Below are 21,568 nucleotides of genomic sequence, written 5' to 3'. Positions count from 1 at the left end.
CGCAGTGTCGCACCGGCCGCCGGGCGCTGCGATGCGGGCATCACCGGGGCGCGCCGTCGACGAAGACGCGCAGCTCGCCCGGCGCGAAGGCCTGCCAAGGCTCGTGGGCGGTGAGCGGCTCGGTGGCGATCACCGCCACCCGGTCGCGCGGCGTGGTGACGCTGGCGAAATTCACGGTCACGTCCTCGTCGCGCAGCGAGGCGGCGCCAAACGGGTGCTGGCGCACCAGCCAGTGCAGCTTGGTCGATCCGTGGGCCCACAGCGCCTCGCCGTTGGACAGCAGCATGTTGAAGGTGCCGTGGCGGTGCAGCTGCGGCAGCAGCTCGCGCAGCGTGCAGCCCAGCTCGTCGATCGCCGGCACGCCGGCATGGGCCTTGGCCAGCTCCTGCATGATCCAGCAGAAGGCGTGCTCGCTGTCGGTGTCGCCCACCGGGCGGAACTGGCCGTGCAGGCGCGGGCGGAAGTCCTTCAGGTCGCCGTTGTGCGCGAAGACCCAGTAGCGGCCCCACAGCTCGCGCACGAAAGGGTGGGTGTTCTCCAGCGCCACCCGGCCCTGCGTGGCCTTGCGGATGTGGGCGATGACCTGGTTGCTGTGGATCGGGTAGGTCTTGACCAGCTCGGCCACCGGGCTCTGGCGGGCGCTGTGCTCGTCGACGAACAGGCGCACGCCCTTGCCCTCGAAGAAACCGATGCCGAAGCCGTCCTTGTGCTCGTCGGCCCGCGTGGCCAGGCCGGTGAAGCTGAACATCACGTCGGTGGGCGTGTTGGCGTTCATCCCGAGGAGCTGGCACATGGCGCCGATTCTAGGCAGGCCGCAGGCGCTTGATGGCCATCAAGGCAGGACAAGCGCTTCAGCGCGACGATCAAGGCCCAAGGAGACCCTCATGACTGCCCTGCTGAATGCCGAACAACGCACCCGCCTCGAAGCCGCGCTGAAGCAGCGCCAGGCCGCGCTGGATGCGCAGCTGGCCGAGCACCAGGGCGGCGCCAGCCGCGTCGAGATGGCGGCCGAGTTGCGCGCCGAGGACGCCCACGACAGCCGCGAGCGCGACGCCGACCGCGAGGTGGAACTGGCCCGCGCCGACCGCGAGCTGGCCGAACTGGGCCAGGTCAGCGCCGCGCTGCGCCGCGTGCACGAACCCGACTACGGCTTCTGCGCCGATTGTGGCGAGGCCATCCGCTTCGAGCGCCTGCTGGCCGAGCCCTGGGCCACGCGCTGCGTGGGCTGCGCCGGTGCCGCTGAAGGGCACCAGGCGCATCATCGCCTCTGATCAGCCGCGGTTGGCCAGCGCCTCCCAGCGCTCCAGCAGCTGCATCAGCTCGTCCTCGATCTGCGCGTGGCGCGCAGTGACCTCGGTGATGCGCGCCGCACCCTGCGTGTAGAGCTCACTGCCGCCGATCAGCCCGGCCAGCGTGGCCTGCTCCTGCTCCAGGGCGGTGATGCGCGCGGGCAGCTCGTCCAGCTCGCGCTGCTCCTTGTAGCTGAGCTTGCTGCGCGCCTTGGCCGGCGCGGCGGCGGCCGGTGCCGGTGGCGGCGCCTCGGCCGCAGCCTGCGCGGCGGCGGCCTTCTGGCGCGCGGCGCGGCTGCGTTCGCGCTGAACCAGCCAGTCGCCGATGCCGCCCTCGTACTCGCGCCACAGCCCCGGCTGCTCGTCGCCCTCCCAGGCGATGAGGCTGGTCACCACGTTGTCGACAAAGGCGCGGTCGTGGCTGACCAGGAAGACGGTGCCGTCGTAGTCGGCCAGCAGCTCTTCCAGCAGCTCCAGCGTCTCGATGTCGAGGTCGTTGGTGGGCTCGTCCATCACCAGCACATTGGCCGGCCGCGCGAACAGGCGCGCCAGCAACAGCCGGTTGCGCTCGCCGCCCGAGAGGCTGCTGACCGGTGAATTGGCGCGCGCCGGGGCGAACAGGAAGTCGCCCAGGTAGCTCATCACATGCTTGCGCTGGCTGCCGATCTCGATCCACTCGCTGCCCGGGCTGATCGTGTCGGCCAGCGTGGCACTGGGGTTGAGCGCCTCGCGCATCTGGTCGAAGTAGGCGATCTCCAGCTTGGTGCCGGTGCGCACCGTGCCGCTGTCGGGGGCGAGCTGGCCCAGGATCATCTTCAGCAACGTGGTCTTGCCCACGCCGTTGGGGCCGACCAGGCCGATCTTGTCGCCGCGCATCACGATGGTGGAGAAGTCCTTCACCAGCGGTGCGCCGCCAAAGCCCTTGCTGACGCCTTCCAGCTCGGCCACCAGCTTGCCGCTGGCGCCGCCGCGGTCGATGTCCAGCCGCACATTGCCCTGCACGTTGCGCCGCGCGGCGTGCTCGTTGCGCATCTGCTCGAGCCGCGCAATGCGCGCCACGCTGCGGGTGCGGCGTGCCTCCACGCCTTTGCGGATCCACACCTCTTCCTGCGCCAGCAGCTTGTCGAAGCGGGCGTTGGCCAGCGCCTCGTTGGCCAGCTCGCGCGCCTTGTGGCCCTGGAAGGCGCTGTAGTTGCCGGGGTAGCTGCGCAGCGCGCCGCGGTCGAGCTCGAGGATGCGGGTGGCCACCACATCCAGAAAGGCGCGGTCGTGGGTGATCAGCAGCAGCGCGCCGCGGAAGGCCACCAGCAGCTCGCCCAGCCAGCGGATCGCGTCCAGGTCGAGGTGGTTGGTGGGCTCATCCAGCAGCAGCACATCGGGCGCGGCCACCAGCGCCTGGGCGAGTGCAACGCGCTTGCGGTTGCCGCCCGACAGCGTGTCGACCGCCGCGCTGGCGTCCAGCCGCAGGCGCTGCAGCGTCTCGTCGACACGGCGCTCCCAGGTCCAGCCGTCCAGCGCCTCCAGGCGGGTCTGCAGCGCGTCCAGGTCGTCGCCGGGCGCATGGGCCTCGAAGCGCTCGCGCAGCGCCTTCACCTCGGCCAGGCCCTCGCTGACCGCCTCGAACACCGTGGCGCCAGGCGCGAAGGCCGGCTCCTGCGGCACGTAGAAGCGGCGCAGCTCGCCCTGCACCTGCAGCTCGCCGTCGTCCGGGCGCTCCAGGCCGGCCAGGATCTTCAGCAGCGAGGACTTGCCGGCGCCGTTGCGGCCGATCAGCGCGACGCGCTCGCCGGCCTCCAGCGAGAAGTCGGCGCCATCGAGCAGGGCGACATGGCCGAAGGCGAGGTGGGCGTTGGTGAGGGTGAGCAGGGCCATGGCGGCATTGTCGCCGCCAGGGGCCCGGGGCTCACTTCACCTGGATCTTCACCTTCACCGCGGCGCTGTCGGCCAGGTCGTCGTTGGCCACGTACTCGAACTGGTCGGTGCCGATGAAGCCCGGCGGCGGCGTGTAGCGGAAGCTGCCATTGGCGTTGAAGCCCAGCTGGCCGGCCGGCGCCGAGACCACGCGTGCGGTCAGCCGGTCGCCATTGGCGTCCAGGTCATTGCGCAGCACGCCCTTGTCCAGCGTCACCAGCAGCGACTTGCCCGCCTTGGCGCGGTAGCGGTCGTCCGTGCCCACCGGCGCCTGGTTGGCCGCGCCCGACAGGCAGTAGCCGGCGCCCTTGCGGGTCGGCGGGTAGCCACCCCAGACGATCATCCGATCCCCGGTGAAGACGGTGCTCCAGCGCCCGCCGGCCGGTCGGCCATCGGGCGCGTGCAGCAGCGTGGTGGCGCGCCAGCTGTTGGTGCTCGGGTCGTAGCGGCCGCCGCTGCCGTCGAGCGTGCCGCCCCAGACCACCATCTCGCTGCCGCTGTAGACGCCCTGGCCGACACGCGGGGTCGGCGCGCCGTTCAGGCTGGTGCGCGTCCACTGGCCGGTGGCCGGCGAGAAGCGCGCGCCGTCGTTGTAGTCGACCCCGAAGAGCTGGTCGTAGCCGCCCCAGAAGATGGCCTCCGTGCCGGTCCACACCGCCACCGGCCACATGCGGGCGTCGGGCGAGCCGCTGACAGGCAGCGGCGTCCAGCTGTTGCTCACCGGGTTGTAGCGGCCGCCGGTGGGCGTGCTGCCGGCATCGATCGAGCCGCCCCAGACGATCATCTCGCTGCCACTCCAGACCGCGCCGTGGTGGTCGCGGTGGCCGGGGTCCTTCCTCAGCGTGCCGGCACGCCAGGTGTCGGTGGCCAGGTTGTAGATGGCGGGCCCCTCGCTGGAGCTGACGCCGCCGTAGGTGATCATCTCGCTGCCGGTCCACACCGCCGTGTGGCCGTAGGTCACCCAGGGCGCCTTTTTGCTGGAGATCTTGCGCCAGCTGTCGGTGGCGGGGTTGTAGATGCCGCCGGTATCGGGCGTGAACGGCGCGCTGGAGCCGGCACCCCAGAAGATGATCTCCTGGCCGGTCCACACCGCGGTGGCGTTGTTGCGCGCGGTGGCTGCACCGACGGTGCTGGTGGGCAGCCAGCTGTCGGTGGCCGGGCTGTAGCGGCCGCCGGTGTCGGTCACACCCATGCCGTCGTAGCCGCCCCAGACCACCATCTCGGCGCCAGTCCACTCGGCCGAGTGCAGGCCGCGCATCGAGGGCACGTTGTTCGTGGTCATCGGGCGCCAGGTGTCGGTGGCCGGGTCGTAGCGGCCGCCGTCGGCGCGGAAGCCGAAGTTGTCGTCCAGGCCGCCCCAGGCCAGCGCCTCGGTGCCGGTCCAGACCAGCGTGCCGGCCTGCGTGCCCGGCTGCATGCCCACGCTGCTGGCGGTGCGCCAGCTGTCGGTGACGGGGTTGTACAGGCCCGACGCGCCATTCGACGGCCAGCCGCCGTGCACCATCATCTCGGTGCCGGTCCAGACCGCGCCGTGCATGTAGCGCCACGAGGGCATGCCGGTGCCGCTGCCAATGCGCCAGCTGTTGGTCGCCGGGTTGTAGGCGCGCACGTCGGCGCCGCCCATCACGCCGCCCCAGACCAGCATCTCCTGGCCGGTCCAGACCGAAGTGTTCCAGTAGGTGGCGTCGGGCGCGTTGGCTGTGGCCATGCCCGTCCACTGGTTGGTGCTGGGGTTGTAGCGCGCACCGTCGCCATAGAGCTGGCCGATGCCCACGTTGTAGCCCGACCAGATCACCATCTCCTGGCCGGTCCACACCGCAGGCACGTAGGCACGCGCGGTCAGTGGCGAGGCCGGCAGGCGCACCCAGGTGTCGGTCTTCGGGTTGTAGCGGGCGCCGGCGGCCAGCGCGTTGCCGGTCATGCCGCCCATGCCGCCCCAGACGATCAGCTCCTGGCCGGTCCACACCGTGGCCGCCCAGGACGCCCCCTCCACCGGCGCATTGACCGCGCTGGTCTGGCGCCAGGTGTCGGTGCCGGGGTCGTAGAGCGAGCCCACGCCATCGGCCCGGCCGCCCCAGACCAGCATCTCCTTGCCGGTCCAGGCGCTGCTCATCGCGGTGCGGGTGACCGGTGAATCGGCCATCGGCTGCCAGGTGTCGGTGGCCGGGCGGTAGCGGGCGCCATCGATGCGGTAGTTGCCCACCGCCTCCATGCCGCCCCAGACGATCATCTCGCTGCCGGTCCAGACCGCCGTGTGCTCGTAGCGGCCATCGGGCAGCGACGCGGTGGGCTGCCAGCTGTCGTCGCGGCACACCGTGGCCACCGCAGGCAGGCTATAGCGCGCCTCGGGCAGCGCCAGCCCGGCGGCGTACTGGCCGCGGGCCTGCGCCCACCAGGTCTCGATCGGCGTCTTGCGCCAGACCGTGGTGCGGCTGCGCAGCACCGGACCGTCGACGGCGTCGACGCGCACCGCGGTCCAGCGGTCCAGGTCCTCGCGCAGGCGCACCGGCTGGCCCAGCGCCAGGCTGCCCGCCGGGGTGGTGGCGGCGCGGCGCAGCGCCTTGGCCTGCTGCTCGAACACGTCGGGGGCCAGCAGGCGGGCGCCGGGGCCGGCGGCGGCCAGCGCGGCGCGCTCGCGCACGGCAACGTGGGTCTGGCGCTCCGCGGTGTCGGCGCGGCCGGCCGCATGCTCGGCCAGCACCTGGCGGCGGCGCTCGCCGTGAATGCGCTCATCGCGGGCGTACTGGGCGCGCCACAGGCGGTCGGCCAGCGCCGGGCGGGCCAGGCATTCGGCGGCGCGCAGCGGGTCGTTGCCCAGGGCGGCGAACAGCTCGCGCAGCATCGCCGGGTCCTTGGACGATGCGGCCATGCGGTCCAGCTCGGCCTGCAGCTGCGCCGCGGTGATCGGCGTGCGCCACCACTGCGCCAGGGCCTGGCTCTGGCGCTCGACATCCTCAGCACGGCGGCGGATCAGCCGTTCGGGCAGCGCCTGCTCGAAGGCCAGCCGCTGGCCGGCCTGGCCGCGGTGCTGCCACAGCACCCGCTCGACCTCGCGCTGGCAGGCCACGCGATCGGACAGGCTGAAGGCCTGGGCCGGGCCGGCCAGCGCGGCCAGCAGGCCGGTCAGGGCCGCGAGGCCAAGGTTCCAGGGGCTGCGCTTCATCGTGATGTCCCTCCTGAGCGTGTGTCGAACCCACGCTAACGGCAGACGCTGGGGGACCTCACCCACCCCCCACGATTGAAGTCTTGAGGTGGGTCAAGCTTGCTTCAGTGGCAGGCCGCGCCAGGCCCAGCGGCCAGCGCCCTGGCTCAGCACGGCCAGCAGCATCACGCCCATCATCAGCGGCAGCTTGAAGCCCTGGCCGGCGTCGGTCTCGATCTGGTTCCAGCCCGCCCAGCCCAGGTCGAAGTGCACCGTCCAGACGGCGATCACATCGACGAAGAGCAGCGCCAGCGCCGCCAGCCGCACCGGCCAGCCCAGCACCAGCAGGGCGGCTCCAAGCACTTCGGTCAGACCGGCCATCAGCCAGTTCATGTCGGGCGAGAGCCAGCCCAGCGGGCCGGGAAAGGCCAGGCCGGCGAACCACTCGGGCGCGGTCAGCCCATGGCTCAGCTTGGTCCAGCCAGCCAGGCCGAACTCCTGCGCCAGCCACAGCCGCAGGGCCAGCAGGCCCAGGCCGTCGATCGCCTGGGTGATCGAGCCGTGCGTGCGCGCGGCCCAGGTGGGGAGTGTGAGCGCGTTCATGCCGGGCCTCACTTCTTCGAGCAGCCGCCGTCCTTCTTCGAGCACGACGACTCCTTGCCGCCGTCCTTCTTGCTGCAGCCGCCATCCTTCTTGCTGCAGGCGGCGTCCGAGGCCGCGTTCTTGGGCGCGGTGGCGGTCTTCTTGCCGCAGGAGCCGGCACCGCAGGAGCTGTCCTTGCCCGGCGCGGCATGGGCGGCGGACTGGGCGATCAGGGCGGCGGCGAGCAGGGCGGCGTGACGGAGGTTCATGGTGGTGTCCTTATGAGGTGGGGTCGGGTGGGTTGGGTTGGTCATGCACGTGGTGTGCATGTTCTTTGGTCGGGCCCGCCGTCGAAACCTGACAGCTGGATCCCACTTTTTTCTCGCCGCTCAACGCGGCGCGCTGTCGTCGGCCGTCCAGGCCTGCGCGCGCCACTGCGCCAGCAGGCGGTCCAGGCGGGCGTCGTCGCGGGCCAGGCGGCGGCAGTCGGCGCACAGCCAGCGGTGCGTGCGTGCCTGCAGCCGGCGGTACCGGTCCCCGCCGACGCGCGGCCCGCCGTACAGCACCCCAGCAGCATCGCGGCAGTTCATCGCAGCCGCTCAGGCGGTGGTGCGGGCCAGGAAGGCGACGAAGTCTTCGGCCAGGTCGTTGACGAAGGGCGAGTCCCAGGTGGACTCACGCACCCAGGCCTCGATCAGCCCGCGCCAGGCCTCTTCGCCCAGCTGCTCGCGCAGCTCGGGGTGGTGGGCCTCGATGGTCTGGCTGGCGCCCAGCCACACCAGGTGGCGGTACAGGCGCATGCCGCGCTCGTCGTAGCCGTCGGGCAGCGTGTCGCTGCGGCCTCTCACATAGTCGAAGAACGCAGACATGCGAGCTCCTCGGCCAGGCCGGCGAGCTCCGGCAGGTCATGGTCCCATTCCAGCAGCACCGGCCAGCCGTGCGCGGCCGACAGCGCACGCGCCTGGGCGCGCACCTCCTCAGACGCCGAGCGCGCATGCGTGTCCACATGCAGGCCGAAGCGCTCGTCCCATTCGTGGCCGGCCACATGCAGGTAGGCGATGCGATCGGGCGACAGGCGGGCCAGGAAGGCGTCCAGCGGCGGGCTGCCGTGGTTCTTGCGGTTGACCTCGATGTTGTTCAGGTCCAGCAGCACCGCGCAGTCGGCCCGGTCGGCCACGCCGGCCAGGAAATCGGGCTCGGGGATGTCACCGATGTTGGCATACCAGGTGGGGTTCTCGATCGCCATGCGCCGGCCCAGGATGTCCTGCGCCTGGCGGATGCGGTCGGACACCCGGATCAGCTCGGTCTGGGTGTGCGGCAGCGGGAACAGGTCGTGCAGCTGGTGGGCGTCGCCGCTGGCGGCCAGGTGGTCGGAGTACCAGGTGGCGCCCAGCTCATCCATCAGCAACGCCACCTCGCGCAGCATCGCCACGTTCAGCGGCGCGGTGCCGCCCAGGTTCAGCGTGACCCCGTGCAGCCACACCGGCCGGCCCAGCGCACGCATCGCGTGCAGCGGAGCGCGGTCGCGGCGCAGCCAGTTCTCGGGGACGACCTCGTGGAAGTCGGCGGGCAGCGCCGCCAGATCCCACGTGGCCATCTCGCGCCGATAGCCCACACCCACCGCTGGCGTGTTCATCGCGGGTCTCACTTCTTCGAGCAGCCGCCGTCCTTCTTCGAGCACGACGACTCCTTGCCGCCATCCTTCTTGCTGCAGCCGCCGTCCTTCTTGCTGCAGGCGGCGTCCGAGGCCGCGTTCTTCGGCGCGGTGGCGGTCTTCTTGCCGCAGGAGCCGGCACCACACGAGCTGTCCTTGCCCGGCGCGGCGTGGGCGGCGGACTGGGCGATCAGGGCGGCGGCGATCAGGGCGGCGTGACGGAGGTTCATGGTCGGTTTCCTTGGTGGGTTTCAGAAGTGATGCACACGGTGTGCACATCCTGTCTGTCGAGCCAGCCGCCGAAACCTGACAGCCTTCTTGAACTTTTTTTCGATGCGCGCTGCGTGCTGCCGTTACTGCGCCAGCGCAGCGCCGGCGAACTGCGCGCGGTAGACCGCCGGGGTCATGGCGGTGCTGCGCTTGAAGCTGCGCGTGAAGTGGGCCTGGTCGGCGAAGCCGCACAGGTAGCCGATCTGCGCGGTCGGCTCCCGGGTGTCGAGCAGCAGGCGCGCCGACTGCGCCAGGCGCACCTCGGTCCAGAGCTGCGAGAAGGTGCTGCCCGCGTCGGTGAGCCGGCGCTGCAAGGTGCGTGGTCTCAGCTGCAGGGCCTCGGCCAGGCGCGGCAGGGTCCACGGCGCCGCGACATCGGCCGCCAGCTGCTGCCGTGCCGCCGCCACGGTGGCCGCGAGGTCCGGCTCGCTGCCCGGCGCCGCAACGTCGGCGCTCGCCCGCCAGGCCAGCTCCCAGGTGTGCGTGGCCGCGGGCATCGGTGCCGCGCGCCAGCCATCCTGCTGGTAACGCCAGTCGGCCTCGCCCGCCAGGCGCGCGCGCAGCGCCGGGGTGCCCAGGCGCCGCAGCAGCCCGACCAGCAGGCCCAGCACCAGCAGGTCCTCGGCGGCGTGGGGGGCCTCGCCGGCGTGCAAGGAGACATGGCGCAGCGTGCAGCCGCCGGCCTGGCCCGCCAGCAGGAGCACGCGGTGGCGCGAGTGCACATAGCGCTCCAGCCGCTGCCAGCGCTCGATCAGGTCGGGGGCGCTGCGCGCCTGGGTCAGCGCGCGCAGCGTGGGCTCGTCGGCCGCGTCCTGCACCGCCAGGCCCAGGCGCAGCAGCAGGTCGGGGCCATGGGCCTGCATCAGCTGCGCCAGCTGCTGGCGCTTGTCCTGCAGCGGCACCAGCGCCGCCGACGCGCCGGGCAGCGGCCCGCCGACCAGGCCTTCCCGGCGCAGTCCCAGCGCCACCAGGCGCAGCATCGCGGCGGCGGCGAAGTCCTTCATGGGGTCGATGATGCCGCGATGCGCAGGTCGGCCGCCAGCGGCAGCTGCGTGGGCCGGCGGCCGCTGGCATCCTGCAGGGCGTTGCCCACGGCCGCTGCGGCGCCGACGATCGCGGTCTCGCCGGCACCGCCGGGCGGGTCGCCCTCGTCGACCAGCAGCACCTCGATCGGTGGCACCTCGGGCAGGCGCGGGATCGGTGCGCCGTCGAAGCCGGTGGCCGCCACGCCGTGCGCATCCAGCGGCAACTGGTCGGTCAAGACCATGCCCAGGCCCCAGACCAGGTTGCCTTCGCACTGGGCCCGCACGGCACCGGGGTGGATGATGCGGCCCACATCGACCGCGCAAACCAGCCGCGTGACGCGCCAGCGGCCATCCACCGCAGCCACCTCGGCCACGGTGGCGACATAGGCCGCGCCCTTGTAGACGCCGCAGGCCAGGCCGCGGCCGGTGCCGGCGGGCCGCGGCCGCGACCAGCCGGCGGCCTCGGCCACGCGCAGCAGCACGCGGCGCAGGCGCGGGTCGTCCACATGATCGAGCCGGAAGGCCAGTGCGTCGCGGCCAGCGGCGCGGGCACAGGCATCGATGGCCGACTCGATCGCCAGCGCGTTGGGCCCGGCCCCCAGCCCGCGCCACGGCCCGGTGTACAGCGGCAAGCGCACCAGCGTGTGTTCGACACGCTGCCAGGGCACACGGTAGGGCGGCAGCGCGCCGCGGGCCGCGCCGGCGTCGCCCACCAGCCGGGTGAGCGGGTTCAGCCAGGCCGGCAAGGCCGCATTGGTCAGCAGGATCGGCGTGGTCGCGAAGGCATGCCACCAGGCCACCAGGCGGCCGCCGTCCAGCCGGGTACGGATGCGGTGGCTCGACGGCGGCCGGTGAAAGCCCTGGCGCAGCTCCTGCGCGCGGGTCCATTGGAGCTTGACCGGCGCGCCGGCGGCCTCGGCCGACAGCGCCAGCAGCGCCGCCTCCAGCTCGACGGTGCAGATCGTGCGCCCGCCAAAGCCGCCGCCGATGCGCTGGGCGTGCAGCACCACCTGGTCCGCGGCCAGGCCGGTGTGGTGGGCCACCACGTCGCGCACATAGAACGCGTCCTGGGTGCCAGCCCACAGGTCCAGGCCGCCATCGGCGCGGACCTGGGCCACGGCGCAGCGCGGCTCGATCGCGTTGTGCGGCGCGGCGGGCAGGTCCAGCCGCAGGTCCACGTCCCAGCGGCCCCCGGGCTCGCCGGGGCCATCGTCGCGCAGCCGGTGCGGCAGCGCGCCAGCGGCCAGGTGGGTGTCGATGTCCAGCTGCTGCGCCAGCGGCGCCGGGCCCAGGTCGCCGTCGACCTGCCAGCGCAACGCCAGCGCGGCCTCGATGCGGTCCAGCGCGCCCGGCGTGCGCGCCAGCACGCCCAGGCCCAGGCTGCGGCCCTGCACCAGGCGCGCATCGCGCACCAGCGCCACGAAGCCCGGCACGGCGCGGGCCGCGGCCTCGTCCAGCGCCAGCACGCGCGAGGCCAGGTCGGGCGAGGCCGCTGCCCGCAGCACCCGGCCGTAGAGCATGCCCGGTCGGCGCACGTCGGCCGTGAACAGCGGCGCGCCGCGCACCAGCGCCGCATGCGCGGCCGACGGCGGCGAGGCGCCCACCCAGCGCCCACCCGGCCGCCACGCCCGCAGTTGCGAGGCCGGCCGCGGCTCGGCCACCAGCGTGCCCTGGCGCTGGCCGCGCGCCAGCGCATCACGCAACGTGGCGCAGGCCTGGGCCAGCGGCAACGCAAAGGCCTGCACCGACTCGCTGCCCACGGTGGCGCGCACCCGCGGGATGTCGGCGGTGGAGGGCAGCACCACGTCCAGCAGCGCCAGCTCGATGCCCAGCTCCTCGCAGGCGATCTGGGTCAGTGCGGTGTCGATCTGCTGGCCCATCTCGGCGCGCGGCAGCCACAGCCGGTAACGCGTGCCGTCGAAGCGCACCCAGCCCAGCGCCGCCTCGGCGTCGGGCGCGGGGCGCCGCGGGATCACCGGCAGCGCGCAGGCGCCCAGCCAGACGGTCACGCCGGCCGCGCCGGCCGCCAGCAAGCTGCGGCGCCTCACCGCGCGGCCTCCTGGCGCAGCTGCACCGCGCGCTGCACCGCGCGGCGGATGCGGGGCTGGGTGCCGCAGCGGCACAGCTGCGGCGCCAGCGCAGCCTCGACCTGCTGCGGCGTGGGCTGCGGCGTGGCGTCGAGCAGCGCCACCGTGGCCATGATCTGGCCGGCCTGGCAGTAGCCGCACTGCGGCACGGCTTCGTCCAGCCAGGCCTGCTGCACCGGGTGCAGACGGCCGTCGGGTCCGGCCAGGCCTTCGAGGGTGGTGATCGGCCGCTGCAGCACCGCCGACACCGGCAGCAGGCAGCTGCGCTGCGGCTGGCCATCGACCAGCACGGTGCAGGCGCCGCACTGGCCCTGGCCGCAACCCAGTTTCGGGCCGACGAGGCCGAGGGCCTCGCGCAACACCATCAGCAGCGTGTCATCCTGCCAGCCGTCCGGCACGGCGTGCCGCTGGCCATTGATGCTGAGGAACATGAGCGACTCCGGTCATCCAGGGAGGACCGGAGTCTGTGGCGCCCGCGCGGGCCTGTCTTGAACCAACGCGCCAGGGCGGCGCTGCGCTCACTTCTTCGAGCAACCGCCATCCTTCTTGGCGCACGACGACTCCTTGCCACCGTCCTTCTTGCTGCAGCCGCCGTCCTTCTTGCTGCAGGCAGCGTCCGAGGCGGCGTTCTTCGGCGCGGTGGCGGTCTTCTTGCCGCAGGAGCCGGCACCGCAGGAACTGTCCTTGCCCGGCGCGGCGTGGGCGGCGGACTGGGCGATCAGGGCGGCGGCGATCAGGGCGGCGTGACGGAGGTTCATGGTGGGTCCTTGGGTTGGGTTGAAGAGGTGCAATGGATCGTGCACACGACTTCAGTCGGCCCAGGACCGCCCAACCTTTCAGGCCGGCGCGAAAAAAATGTCAGCCCAGCGCGCGCAGCAGCAGCCGGGCGCTGCTGACATTGGTGGCGCAAGGCACATCGTGCACATCACAGGCCCGCACCAGCGCGTTGATGTCGGGCTCGTGCGGCTGCGGCGTCATCGGGTCGCGCAGGAAGACCACCGCGTCGACCTCGCCCACCGACAGGCGCGCGCCGATCTGCAGGTCGCCGCCCAGCGGGCCGCTGAGCAGGCGTTCCACGTCCAGGCCGACCTCGTCGATCAGCCGGCCGCCGGTGGTGCCGGTGCCCATCAGCTGGTGCTGGCGCAGCATCGGCGCGAACTCGCGCGCCAGCGCCACCATGCGGTCCTTCATGCGGTCGTGGGCGATCAGCGCGATGCGCATGCGGCCTCCAGCGCGGTGATGAACTGGGCGGCCACGTCATGCCCGGTCTGGTCGGTGATCTCCTGGAAGCAGGTGGGGCTGGTGACGTTGATCTCGGTGAGGCAACTGCCAATCACGTCCAGGCCCACCAGCAGCAGGCCGCGCGCGGCCAGCACCGGGCCGATGGCCTCGGCGATCTCGCGGTCGCGCGCGCTGATCGGCCGCGCCACGCCCTTGCCACCGGCGGCCAGGTTGCCGCGCACCTCGCCACCCTGCGGGATGCGGGCCAGGCAGAAGGGCACGGGCTGGCCGTCGATCACCAGGATGCGCTTGTCGCCGTCGGCGATCTCGGGCAGGTAGCGCTGGACCATGATGGTCTCGGCGCCGTCGCGGTTCAGGCTCTCCAGGATGGCGCCCAGGTTCAGGCCGTCGTCGCGCACGCGGAAGATGCCCATGCCACCCATGCCGTCCAGCGGCTTGAGGATGATGTCGCGCTGCTCGGCGTGGAAGGCGCGCACGTCGTCGGCGCTGCGCGTGACCAGGGTGGGCGCGATGAACTCGGGGAACTCGAGGATGGCCAGCTTCTCGGGGTGGTCGCGCAGCGCGCGCGGGCTGTTGAAAACGCGCGCGCCCTCGGCCTCGGCGCGGCCCAGCAGGTGGGTGGCGTAGAAATACTCGCTGTCGAAGGGCGGGTCCTTGCGCATCACCACCGCATCCACATCGGCCAGCGCGGTCTCGCCCAGGGCCTCGGCGGTGTACCAGTCGTCCACGCCGTAGCCGCTGCGGCCGGTCAGCGTCAGGCGCAGCAGCCGCGCCGACACGCGGCCACCCTGGCGCCAGTGCAACTGGGCGGGCTCGCAGGCGAGGAGCTCGTGGCCGCGGCGGGCGGCCTCGCGCATCATCGCGAAGGTCGAGTCCTTGTGGGTCTTGAAGGTGGCAAGCGGGTCGGCAACGAAGAGCAGCTTCATGCCGCCAGTGTGCCGCCGTTTGGCCGCGCGCGCAGCGCCGGCACGAATTGGCTGAGTCCGGCGCACAGCACAAAGCAGATCCAGCCGGTCCAGGCGGTGTGGCTGGGGTAGTGGGCGCCGCGCAGCATCTGCGCACCGCCGAACAGCAGCCCGGCCAGCAACACGCCCAGCAGCCACCAGCGCGCCGCGCGCGGCGCATGCACCCGCAGCGCGAACCAGCCGCTGAGGAACGCGAAAGCCGCCGACGCATGGCCCGAGGGGAAGCAGCGGCCCGGCCCGCCGTCGGCCACGCCACGCAGCCAGTGCGACACGTACTGCGCGCTGCCGCCGAACTCGGCCAGGTCCCAGGGGCAACTGCTCAGGCTGCGCGCCTTGAGCAGCGGGATCAGCGCCACCGCCGCCAGCGTGGCCCCCACCCACCACACCCGCGCCGCGCGCGGCAGCGGCCGGGCGAAGGGCAGCGGCTTCCAGATGCCGATCAGCAGCACGACAAACACCGCCCAGCCGGCCGCGCGGCCGCCCTGGTGCAGCACCTGGCTGGTCAGCCAGTGCTCGCGCCAGGCAAAGCCCTCGGCGCTGCCGACCTGGCGCACGGCCCACAGGTCGGCGCCGCTGGCGTCCCAGGCGATCAGGGCGAGCAGGGCCAGCACAGCGACCAGCAGGTCCTGCTGCCACAGGGGGCGGAGGGTGTCACGGGGCATGGCGACGATTGTCGCAGCGCTGCCCTGGGGTATCCCCGCTTGGACCACCGCGGCGCGGCGGCGCACAGTCGCCACCGCGGCGCCGGGCGGGCGCCGGGGGAGCGCACGATGGGCCTGATCAAGAACACCTGGCGCGGCGCGGTGGCGGCGCTGATCCTGCTGGCCGGTGCCGCGGCACTGGCCACCAACTACTCGCTGTGGGTCAACGGCCGCGGCGGCGGCGGCCAGGTCGGCAACCACCTGGACTTCACGTACTGGGGGCCGGCCAGCACCGCCGGCGGCGTCAACAAGCGCTCGGTCAACTGGGATGGCACCAGCCACATCGCCGACCAGAACGTGCACGTGCGCAATGCGCTGGACTGCTACTGCACCGGCCCCAACTGGTGCTACATCGCCGCCCACAGCGCCGGCAACCTGCAGATCGGCTACACGCTGGCGCTGTACGGCGGCAGCACGCGCTTCAGGAAGAACGCGGCGCCCGATGGCGGCGGCGTCTGCGGCAACACCGACGGCAGCACCCAGACCGGCTGGAACATCAAGTTCGTCGACGTGGCCGCAGGCGCGGCCGGCGGCAGCGAGCTGGCCGACCTGGGCGAGTGGGCCGTGAGCGAGCCGCTGGTGTCCGACCTGCGCACCACCACCGCCCGTGCGCTGTACAACCACAACAGCACCCGCGGCCTGTGGTTCTACCTGTTCACCGGCGCGGGCGGCGCCTTCTACTCGGGCCTGCTGCCGGGCCAGGACGATGGCGCGGTGGCCTACCACTCGGCCGGCGGCGCGGCGGGGTCGTCGGGCCGGTCGCTGTGCAACCCGGCCGACTGGTTCTGCGACGACCTGACGCTGGGCACCGCCGCCAACCAGGGCGGCAGCACCAAGTGGAGCTACCACTCGGTGCGTTTCCGTGACGACAAGGAGAAGTACGACCACGGGCCCAATGGCAACTGGGGCGGCGCGATCACCACGATGCGCGCCGAAATGGTGACCAACGCCCAGTGAGACGGCTGCACTGGGCAGCGCTGGCCGCGCTGGCGCTGGCCGGCGCGTGGTGGTGGCGTGCCGCGCCGGACGCGGCGCAAGGCGTGGTGCTGGCGGCAGCCGCCAGCACGGCATCCGGGGCCGGCGCAGACGCCGCGCTGCCGCGCGCCGCGCCAGGGTCCGCAGGGGCCTTTGACTTCGGCGCCACTGCCCGCGCCCGCCGCGACGAGGCCCAGTCGCTGGCCCGGGAGCGACTGCAGCGCGCCGAGCGCGCGCTGGCCAGCTACCGCAGCGCCACCCGCTACCCCCACGAGGCCCGGCCGATCGCCGAGCACCCCGACCAGGTCCGTCCCTTCGCGCTGATCACGGCCGACTACCCGCTGCGCCAGCGTGGCAGCGCGCCGGTGGCCGGCGTGCGGCTGCAGACCACGCAGGAGCGGGTCTTCGTCAGCGGCCAGGAGACGGTGGCGGTCAGCATCGCCGCGGTCGATGAGCAGGGCCGGCGCCTGCCGCTGCTGATCACCCGCTCGGTGCTGATCGATGCGCCGGACCCACGCGCCGCCAGCGGCCGGCCGCCGGTCGCCCTGCCCTTCAGCGACGACGGCCAGGGGGCGGACCTGCAGGCCGGCGACGGTGTCTGGAGCGCCCGCGTGGCGCCGGCGGCGCAGGGCTTTGCCGACTACGCCGGCACGCTGCGCCTGCTGCTCGAGCTGAACCAGGACGGCCGGCGCGGCGAGTTCGCCTTCGAGCTGGTCTACGCGCCGCAGGTGCCGGCGCAGTGGGCCGGCGTGCGCGAGGCGGTGCAGGACGGCTCGCTGGTCTTCCTGCTGGGGCTGCAGGTGGCGCAGCCGGGCCGTTACGTGATCAGCGCGCGGCTGGACGACGCCCAGGGCCAGCCCTTTGCGCTGCTGCAGTTCAATGACGAGCTGGGCAGCGGCGCGCAGCAGGCCCGGCTGGTGGCCTTCGGCAAGCTGCTGCGCGACGGCCGGCCGGCCTTTCCGCTGCGCCTGCGCGACGTGGAAGGCTTTCTGCTGTACCCCGACCGCCACCCCGACCGGGCGATGCTGCCGCGCCTGGCCGGCACGGTGCACACCAGCCGCGTCTACCCGCTGACGCGCTTCTCCGAGGCCGAATGGCAGAGCGAAGAGCGCCAGCGCTACCTGGACGAGTTGCAGCGCGATGTGGACCGGGCCCGGCGCGCGTTGCCCGGGCCGTGATCAGGCGAGTGCCGGGTAGTCGGTGTAGCCGGCCGCGCCGCCGCCGTACAGCGTCTTCATGTCCAGCGCATTCCAGGGCGCGTCCTCGCGCAGGCGCCGGCCCAGGTCGGGGTTGGCGATGAAGGCCTTGCCAAAGGCCACCAGGTCGGCGGCGCCGCTGGCCGTGGCGGCCAGCGCCATCTCGCGGGTGTAGCCGTTGTTGACCATCCAGCGGCCCGGGAACAGCGCCTTCAGCGCCGCATAGTCGAAGGGCGGCACGCCCTGGTCGCTCAGGTCGCGCGGGCCGCCGGTGGCGCCTTCCACCACGTGGATATAGGCCAGGCCCAGCGGTGCCAGCTGCGCCACCAGGTGGGTGTAGAGCGCCTGCGGGTCGCTGTCCTGGCCGATGTCGTTGGCCGGGGTGATGGGCGAGAGGCGGATGCCGGTGCGGCCGCCGCCGATCGCGCCGGTGATCGCGCGCGCCACCTCCAGCGTCAGGCGGCAGCGGTTGCTGATCGAGCCGCCGTAGGCGTCGGTGCGGTCATTGGCCGAGTCCTTCAGGAACTGTTCCAGCAGGTAGCCATTGGCGGCGTGGATCTCGACGCCGTCGAAGCCGGCCTCCATCGCGTTCAGCGCCGCCTGGCGGTACTGCTCGACGATGCCGGGCAGTTCGTCGGTGGCCAGCGCGCGCGGTTCGGACACCGGCGCGAAGCCGCCGGCGATGTAGGTCTTGCTTTTGGCCGCGCGGGCGGTGGACGACTGCGGCGCCGCACCGCCGGGCAGCAGCGAGGTGTGCGAGATCCGGCCCACATGCCACAGCTGGGTGACGATGCGCCCGCCCTCGGCGTGCACCGCGGCGGTCACGGCCTGCCAGGCCGCCACCTGCTCGGCCGTGTGCAGGCCCGGGGTGTCCAGGTAGCCATGCGCCATCGGGGCGATCGGCGTGGCCTCGGTGATGATCAGGCCGGCGCCGGTGGCGGGGTTGGCGCGCTGGCGGTAGTACTCGGCCATCAGCGCGGTGGGCACCTGGCCGGGGGCGCGGTTGCGGGTGAGGGGCGCCATCACGACGCGGTTGGCCAGCGCGATGTCGCCGACCTGCAAGGGGGTGAAGAGGGATTCCATGGGCCGCGAGCTTAGCCGGGCGGCTACAGTGTCGTGTTGACCCTTGTCGAAAGTCCCCAGCCATGCTCGCCTACCGCCACGCCTTCCACGCCGGCAACCACGCCGACGTGCTCAAGCACCTGGTGCTGGTCCAGGTGCTGCGCTACATGGTGGGCAAGGACAAGCCCTTCCGCTACATCGACACCCATGCCGGTGCCGGCGGCTACCAGCTCAAGGGCGCGGTGGCGCAGAAGAAGACCGAGTACCGCGAAGGCATCGGCCGCCTGTGGAGCCGTGCCGACCTGCCGCCGGCGGTGGCCGACTATGTGCAGCTGGTGCAGCGCTTCAACCTGCCGCCCGCCGAGGATGGCCGCCTGCCCGAGCTGGAAAAGGGCATGACGCCGCCGCTGGCGCTCTACCCCGGCTCGCCCAGCCTGGCCAGCCTGCTGCTCACCCCCTTCGACAAGCTGCACCTGTATGAGCTGCACCCGGCCGACGCGCGCACGCTGGCCGCCCACTTCGGCGGCGAGAAGCGCAGCCGGGTGATGCAGGAAGACGGCTTTGCCGCGCTGAAGAAGGAGCTGCCGCCCACGCCGCGCCGCGCCGTGGTGCTGATGGACCCCAGCTACGAGACCGTGGGCGACTACAGCCGCGTCGTGGCCAGCCTGCGCGAGGCCGTGCAGCGCTTTGCCGAGGGCGTGTACATGGTCTGGTACCCGCAGGTCAGCCGCGTCGAGGCGGTGCAGCTGCCCAAGCGCCTGACCGGCGTGGCGCCCAAGGGCTGGCTGCATGTGCGCCTGACCGTGGCCCAGCCCGACCAGCAGGGCTTCGGCCTGGCCGGCAGCGGCGTGTTCATCCTCAACCCGCCCTACACCCTGCACCAGCAGCTGGCCGAGCTGATGCCCTGGCTGACCGAGCAGCTGGCGCAGTACGACGGCGCCAGCTACCTGATCGAGGAACTGCCGGGCTGACAAGTATCAGTTTCGGCGGCGGCGCACTGCCTAGAATCCGCGCCGCCATGAGCACCACCCACCGCCTGACCACTCTGCGCCTGCTGCTGCTGGCGCTGCTGGTGGGTCTGCTGCGCGTGGGCTGGGGGCCGGTGCTGGCGGCGCAGGCCGATCCCTTCTTCGGCGCGGTCTGCCATGCCGGACAGGGCCAGCCCGGGACCGAGCATCGCCCGAGCGCGGGCCACTGCCCCGCCTGCCTGGGCCACGCCTGGGCCCTGACGCCTTTTGTCGATCCGCGCTGGCAAGCAGCCAGCGCGCCGGGCGCAGCCCAGCCCCAGCCACCCGCCAGGGTGGCGCACCTGCCGGCCCGGCACTCGCCGGCCCGTGCGCGCGCGCCGCCGCGCGCCTGAGCCGTTGCCGGCGCGCAGCGCCGGCCCTCCCCGCCTGATCCCCACCCGCGCAGCGCCCGAGGCGCCGCGGCGGCGCGCGTGCGCGCCCCAACCCAAACACACCCGCCCATGACACCCCGACACCTGTTCACCCCGCTGGCCCTGGCGCTGGCCAGCCTCAGCCCCACCGCCCACGCCGCCGACACCGTCTTCGAACTGGGCCGCATTGACATCAGCGGCGCGCGCAGCGACGCGCGCACCGTGCTGACCTCGGTCGACGTGGTCGGCGGCGACCGCCTGCAGGACGCCAGCGTGCTGGAGACCTGGGGGCTGATGCGCCGCGTGCCCGGTATCCAGCTCACCGAGTTCAACCAGGGCACCACCTCCGGCAAGCTGTCGATGCGCGGCTTCAATGGCGAGGGCGAGGTCAACGCGGTCAAGCTGCTGATCGATGGCATCCCCAGCAACAGCAACGACGGCAACATGCCGTGGATCGACGCCATCTGGCCGCTGGAGATCGGCCGCCTGACCACCGTGCGCGGCACCAACGACCCGCGCTTTGGCCAGCACCAGATTGCCGGCCATGTGGAGATCGACACCCGCCCCGGCGGCAACTACCTGAGCCACCGCATCGGCGCGGACACGCTGGGCCAGCGCGATGTGCAGATCGCCTGGGGCCGCGACAGCGGCGACTGGCGCAGCCAGCTGTTCGTCGGCTGGCGTGCCGGTCAGGGCCAGCGCGATCACTCGGCCAGCCAGCGCCAGGTGGTGGCCGGCCAGCTGTTCTACCAGCCCGAAGGCCGCGACTGGCGCATCGGCGTCACCGCGCGCCAGCACGAGGCCGATGCCCAGGAGCCCGGCTACCTGACGCTGGCGCAGTCGCGGCAGGACCCTGAGCAGTCACCCGCCCACGTGGCCACCGATGGCGGCACGCGCACGCTGCGGCAGTTCTCGCTGCGCGCCGACGGCCAGCCCGCGGCCGGCCTCGACTGGCAGTTGCTGGCCTGGCGCAACGAGTTCGACGACGCGCGCTTCGTGACCTTCTCGGCCGCCGTATCGCAACAGGAGCGCGACACGCAGGAAACCCATCACGGCCTGCGCGCCAGCCTGCGCTGGTCGCCGGCGATCAGCGGCCTGCACCGGCTGCAGCTGGAGGCCGGTGGCGACATCGAGCTGCAGGACGACGCCAGCCTGCGCTACCTCACCCGTGAGCGCGCGCGCCAGTCCACCACGCGCGACCAGGCCTGGACCCAACGCACCCGCGGTCTGTACCTGCAGGCGCTGGTCGAGCCCACGCCGACGCTGCGCCTGGTGCCGGCGCTGCGCGTGGACCGGCTGGCCGGTGGCTTCAGCAACCAGCTGACCGGCAAGGACTACCTGATCAACGACTACGGCACGATCAGTCAGCCCAAGCTGAGCGCGGTGTGGACGCCATTGGCCGGTCACAGTCTGTACGCCAACTGGGGCCGCAGCTTTCAGGTGGGCGTGGGCGCGGCGATGTTCAAGATCAGCCGCGTCGATGATCTCGCACCGTCGATCAACACCGGCTGGGAGGCCGGCTGGAAGTTCGCGCTGCCGGCCGTCAATGGCCGCCTGGCGCTGTGGCAGCAGACCGCCACCAACGAGGTGATGCGCAAGCTCAACGACCCCAGCAACGACAGCGAGAACATCGGCGCGACGCGCCGCCGCGGTGTGGACCTGCAACTGCGCGGCGCGCTGGCGGCGCGCGTGGAGGGCTGGCTGGGCCTGTCGCGCCAGCAGGCCATCATCGTCACGCCCGACAGCAGCTCGGGCGCGGTGGCCGGCAACGAGCTGGACCACGTGCCGCGCTGGCTCTACAGCGCCGGCGCCGACTGGCAGGCCGCCGACACGCTGCAGCTCTCGGCCTGGCTGCAAGGCCAGTCCAGCTACGAGCTCAACCGCGCCAACAGCGCCGGCCGCTTCGGCGCCTACGCGCTGCTGAACCTGGCGGCGCGCTGGCAGGTGGCGCCGCAGTGGACGCTGTCAGCCGAGCTGAAGAACCTGGCCGACCGCTACAGCGAATACGTCTGGTTCGACGGCACGCAAAGCCTGCACGCGCCCGGCGCAGGCCGCTCGCTGGCGCTGTCGCTGCAGAGCCACTTCTGAG

At 72.7% G+C, this 21,568-nt stretch carries 23 protein-coding genes; 6 read left to right on the top strand and 17 right to left on the bottom strand.

Annotation, left to right across the window (positions count from 1 at the left end; translation table 11 throughout):
* Positions 1-40 precede the first annotated feature (40 nt).
* Positions 41-793: a class II glutamine amidotransferase gene (locus tag KAK03_RS00720; protein WP_210851114.1), complete on the bottom strand. Its 753-nt coding sequence runs from the start codon at positions 791-793 to the stop codon at positions 41-43.
* Positions 794-884: 91 nt separating this feature from the next.
* Here KAK03_RS00720 and KAK03_RS00715 point away from each other — a divergent pair, with 91 nt between their 5' ends.
* The gene (locus KAK03_RS00715) at positions 885-1,271 is read left to right on the top strand and encodes a TraR/DksA family transcriptional regulator (RefSeq protein WP_210851112.1); all 387 of its coding nucleotides are present in this window, start codon (positions 885-887) and stop codon (positions 1,269-1,271) included.
* Here KAK03_RS00715 and KAK03_RS00710 read toward each other — a convergent pair whose 3' ends face one another.
* From KAK03_RS00710 to KAK03_RS00640, 15 genes are all read right to left on the bottom strand, one after another.
* Positions 1,272-3,161 carry an ATP-binding cassette domain-containing protein gene (locus KAK03_RS00710; protein ID WP_210851111.1) on the bottom strand — a complete coding sequence of 630 codons (1,890 nt, stop codon included), beginning with the start codon at positions 3,159-3,161 and terminating at the stop codon, positions 1,272-1,274.
* Between the two features lie 31 nt (positions 3,162-3,192).
* Positions 3,193-6,363, bottom strand: coding sequence for a Kelch repeat-containing protein (locus KAK03_RS00705; RefSeq protein ID WP_210851109.1), 3,171 nt, complete (start codon positions 6,361-6,363; stop codon positions 3,193-3,195).
* Positions 6,364-6,456: 93 nt separating this feature from the next.
* The gene (locus KAK03_RS00700; protein ID WP_210851108.1) at positions 6,457-6,945 is read right to left on the bottom strand and encodes a DoxX family protein; all 489 of its coding nucleotides are present in this window, start codon (positions 6,943-6,945) and stop codon (positions 6,457-6,459) included.
* An 8-nt stretch (positions 6,946-6,953) separates the two neighbouring features.
* Positions 6,954-7,193, bottom strand: coding sequence for a hypothetical protein (locus KAK03_RS00695; RefSeq protein WP_210851106.1), 240 nt, complete (start codon positions 7,191-7,193; stop codon positions 6,954-6,956).
* Positions 7,194-7,313: 120 nt separating this feature from the next.
* Positions 7,314-7,514, bottom strand: coding sequence for a hypothetical protein (locus KAK03_RS00690; RefSeq protein ID WP_210851104.1), 201 nt, complete (start codon positions 7,512-7,514; stop codon positions 7,314-7,316).
* Between the two features lie 9 nt (positions 7,515-7,523).
* The gene (locus KAK03_RS00685; RefSeq protein WP_210851102.1) at positions 7,524-7,793 is read right to left on the bottom strand and encodes an HvfC/BufC N-terminal domain-containing protein; all 270 of its coding nucleotides are present in this window, start codon (positions 7,791-7,793) and stop codon (positions 7,524-7,526) included.
* Positions 7,769-8,560, bottom strand: a complete 792-nt coding sequence (locus tag KAK03_RS00680) for an MbnB/TglH/ChrH family RiPP precursor modification enzyme (protein WP_210851100.1) — start codon at positions 8,558-8,560, stop codon at positions 7,769-7,771. The genes KAK03_RS00685 and KAK03_RS00680 overlap by 25 nt, the downstream gene beginning before the upstream one ends.
* A gap of 8 nt (positions 8,561-8,568) precedes the next feature.
* Positions 8,569-8,808 (bottom strand): hypothetical protein, encoded by a 240-nt coding sequence (locus KAK03_RS00675; RefSeq protein WP_210851098.1) that lies wholly within the window; start codon positions 8,806-8,808, stop codon positions 8,569-8,571.
* Between the two features lie 123 nt (positions 8,809-8,931).
* Positions 8,932-9,852, bottom strand: coding sequence for a helix-turn-helix transcriptional regulator (locus tag KAK03_RS00670; protein WP_210851097.1), 921 nt, complete (start codon positions 9,850-9,852; stop codon positions 8,932-8,934).
* Positions 9,849-11,921 carry a xanthine dehydrogenase family protein molybdopterin-binding subunit gene (locus KAK03_RS00665; protein ID WP_210851095.1) on the bottom strand — a complete coding sequence of 691 codons (2,073 nt, stop codon included), beginning with the start codon at positions 11,919-11,921 and terminating at the stop codon, positions 9,849-9,851. The genes KAK03_RS00670 and KAK03_RS00665 overlap by 4 nt, the downstream gene beginning before the upstream one ends.
* Complete coding sequence (locus KAK03_RS00660; RefSeq protein ID WP_210851093.1) at positions 11,918-12,391, bottom strand: (2Fe-2S)-binding protein; 474 nt, start codon at positions 12,389-12,391, stop codon at positions 11,918-11,920. The genes KAK03_RS00665 and KAK03_RS00660 overlap by 4 nt, the downstream gene beginning before the upstream one ends.
* A gap of 87 nt (positions 12,392-12,478) precedes the next feature.
* A complete protein-coding gene (locus tag KAK03_RS00655) occupies positions 12,479-12,718 on the bottom strand; it encodes a hypothetical protein (RefSeq protein WP_210851092.1) in 240 nt (79 codons plus the stop codon).
* A gap of 100 nt (positions 12,719-12,818) precedes the next feature.
* Positions 12,819-13,181, bottom strand: a complete 363-nt coding sequence (locus tag KAK03_RS00650) for a methylglyoxal synthase (RefSeq protein WP_210851090.1) — start codon at positions 13,179-13,181, stop codon at positions 12,819-12,821.
* Positions 13,166-14,128: a glutathione synthase gene (gshB, locus tag KAK03_RS00645; RefSeq protein ID WP_210851089.1), complete on the bottom strand. Its 963-nt coding sequence runs from the start codon at positions 14,126-14,128 to the stop codon at positions 13,166-13,168. The genes KAK03_RS00650 and gshB overlap by 16 nt, the downstream gene beginning before the upstream one ends.
* Positions 14,125-14,829, bottom strand: coding sequence for a phosphatase PAP2 family protein (locus KAK03_RS00640; RefSeq protein ID WP_210851088.1), 705 nt, complete (start codon positions 14,827-14,829; stop codon positions 14,125-14,127). Before KAK03_RS00640 ends, gshB begins: the two co-directional genes overlap by 4 nt.
* Before the next feature lie 108 nt (positions 14,830-14,937).
* Here KAK03_RS00640 and KAK03_RS00635 point away from each other — a divergent pair, with 108 nt between their 5' ends.
* Both KAK03_RS00635 and KAK03_RS00630 read left to right on the top strand, forming a co-directional pair.
* Positions 14,938-15,825: a hypothetical protein gene (locus tag KAK03_RS00635; RefSeq protein WP_210851086.1), complete on the top strand. Its 888-nt coding sequence runs from the start codon at positions 14,938-14,940 to the stop codon at positions 15,823-15,825.
* Positions 15,822-17,021, top strand: a complete 1,200-nt coding sequence (locus KAK03_RS00630; RefSeq protein WP_210851085.1) for a choice-of-anchor X domain-containing protein — start codon at positions 15,822-15,824, stop codon at positions 17,019-17,021. Before KAK03_RS00635 ends, KAK03_RS00630 begins: the two co-directional genes overlap by 4 nt.
* On the opposite strand, the gene KAK03_RS00625 is transcribed toward KAK03_RS00630, so the two are convergent.
* Complete coding sequence (locus tag KAK03_RS00625; protein ID WP_210851083.1) at positions 17,022-18,122, bottom strand: alkene reductase; 1,101 nt, start codon at positions 18,120-18,122, stop codon at positions 17,022-17,024.
* Between the two features lie 62 nt (positions 18,123-18,184).
* On the opposite strand from KAK03_RS00625, the gene KAK03_RS00620 reads away from it, so the two are divergent.
* The 3 genes from KAK03_RS00620 to KAK03_RS00610 all read left to right on the top strand — a co-directional run bounded on the left by KAK03_RS00620 (position 18,185) and on the right by KAK03_RS00610 (position 21,567).
* Positions 18,185-19,072 (top strand): 23S rRNA (adenine(2030)-N(6))-methyltransferase RlmJ, encoded by an 888-nt coding sequence (locus KAK03_RS00620; protein WP_210851082.1) that lies wholly within the window; start codon positions 18,185-18,187, stop codon positions 19,070-19,072.
* 47 nt (positions 19,073-19,119) lie between these two features.
* A complete protein-coding gene (locus KAK03_RS00615) occupies positions 19,120-19,461 on the top strand; it encodes a hypothetical protein (RefSeq protein WP_210851081.1) in 342 nt (113 codons plus the stop codon).
* 108 nt (positions 19,462-19,569) lie between these two features.
* Complete coding sequence (locus tag KAK03_RS00610; protein ID WP_210851080.1) at positions 19,570-21,567, top strand: TonB-dependent receptor; 1,998 nt, start codon at positions 19,570-19,572, stop codon at positions 21,565-21,567.
* Position 21,568: the final 1 nt, after the last annotated feature.

This window comes from Ideonella alba, assembly GCF_018069845.1.
Lineage (GTDB): Bacteria > Pseudomonadota > Gammaproteobacteria > Burkholderiales > Burkholderiaceae_C > Ideonella > Ideonella alba.
This window is presented reverse-complemented; position numbering and strand designations above follow the sequence as displayed.

Excerpts from the sequence above, each read along its gene's own strand:
- KAK03_RS00610 (WP_210851080.1), top strand. The coding sequence starts at position 19,570 with ATGACACCCCGACACCTGTTCACCCCGCTGGCCCTGGCGCTGGCCAGC.
- KAK03_RS00625 (WP_210851083.1), bottom strand. The coding sequence starts at position 18,122 with ATGGAATCCCTCTTCACCCCCTTGCAGGTCGGCGACATCGCGCTGGCC.
- KAK03_RS00655 (WP_210851092.1), bottom strand. The coding sequence starts at position 12,718 with ATGAACCTCCGTCACGCCGCCCTGATCGCCGCCGCCCTGATCGCCCAG.
- KAK03_RS00640 (WP_210851088.1), bottom strand. The coding sequence starts at position 14,829 with ATGCCCCGTGACACCCTCCGCCCCCTGTGGCAGCAGGACCTGCTGGTC.
- KAK03_RS00635 (WP_210851086.1), top strand. The coding sequence starts at position 14,938 with ATGGGCCTGATCAAGAACACCTGGCGCGGCGCGGTGGCGGCGCTGATC.
- KAK03_RS00680 (WP_210851100.1), bottom strand. The coding sequence starts at position 8,560 with ATGAACACGCCAGCGGTGGGTGTGGGCTATCGGCGCGAGATGGCCACG.
- gshB (WP_210851089.1), bottom strand. The coding sequence starts at position 14,128 with ATGAAGCTGCTCTTCGTTGCCGACCCGCTTGCCACCTTCAAGACCCAC.
- KAK03_RS00620 (WP_210851082.1), top strand. The coding sequence starts at position 18,185 with ATGCTCGCCTACCGCCACGCCTTCCACGCCGGCAACCACGCCGACGTG.
- KAK03_RS00615 (WP_210851081.1), top strand. The coding sequence starts at position 19,120 with ATGAGCACCACCCACCGCCTGACCACTCTGCGCCTGCTGCTGCTGGCG.
- KAK03_RS00675 (WP_210851098.1), bottom strand. The coding sequence starts at position 8,808 with ATGAACCTCCGTCACGCCGCCCTGATCGCCGCCGCCCTGATCGCCCAG.
- KAK03_RS00685 (WP_210851102.1), bottom strand. The coding sequence starts at position 7,793 with ATGTCTGCGTTCTTCGACTATGTGAGAGGCCGCAGCGACACGCTGCCC.
- KAK03_RS00715 (WP_210851112.1), top strand. The coding sequence starts at position 885 with ATGACTGCCCTGCTGAATGCCGAACAACGCACCCGCCTCGAAGCCGCG.
- KAK03_RS00700 (WP_210851108.1), bottom strand. The coding sequence starts at position 6,945 with ATGAACGCGCTCACACTCCCCACCTGGGCCGCGCGCACGCACGGCTCG.
- KAK03_RS00705 (WP_210851109.1), bottom strand. The coding sequence starts at position 6,363 with ATGAAGCGCAGCCCCTGGAACCTTGGCCTCGCGGCCCTGACCGGCCTG.
- KAK03_RS00720 (WP_210851114.1), bottom strand. The coding sequence starts at position 793 with ATGTGCCAGCTCCTCGGGATGAACGCCAACACGCCCACCGACGTGATG.
- KAK03_RS00660 (WP_210851093.1), bottom strand. The coding sequence starts at position 12,391 with ATGTTCCTCAGCATCAATGGCCAGCGGCACGCCGTGCCGGACGGCTGG.
- KAK03_RS00710 (WP_210851111.1), bottom strand. The coding sequence starts at position 3,161 with ATGGCCCTGCTCACCCTCACCAACGCCCACCTCGCCTTCGGCCATGTC.
- KAK03_RS00670 (WP_210851097.1), bottom strand. The coding sequence starts at position 9,852 with ATGAAGGACTTCGCCGCCGCCGCGATGCTGCGCCTGGTGGCGCTGGGA.
- KAK03_RS00695 (WP_210851106.1), bottom strand. The coding sequence starts at position 7,193 with ATGAACCTCCGTCACGCCGCCCTGCTCGCCGCCGCCCTGATCGCCCAG.
- KAK03_RS00650 (WP_210851090.1), bottom strand. The coding sequence starts at position 13,181 with ATGCGCATCGCGCTGATCGCCCACGACCGCATGAAGGACCGCATGGTG.
- KAK03_RS00690 (WP_210851104.1), bottom strand. The coding sequence starts at position 7,514 with ATGAACTGCCGCGATGCTGCTGGGGTGCTGTACGGCGGGCCGCGCGTC.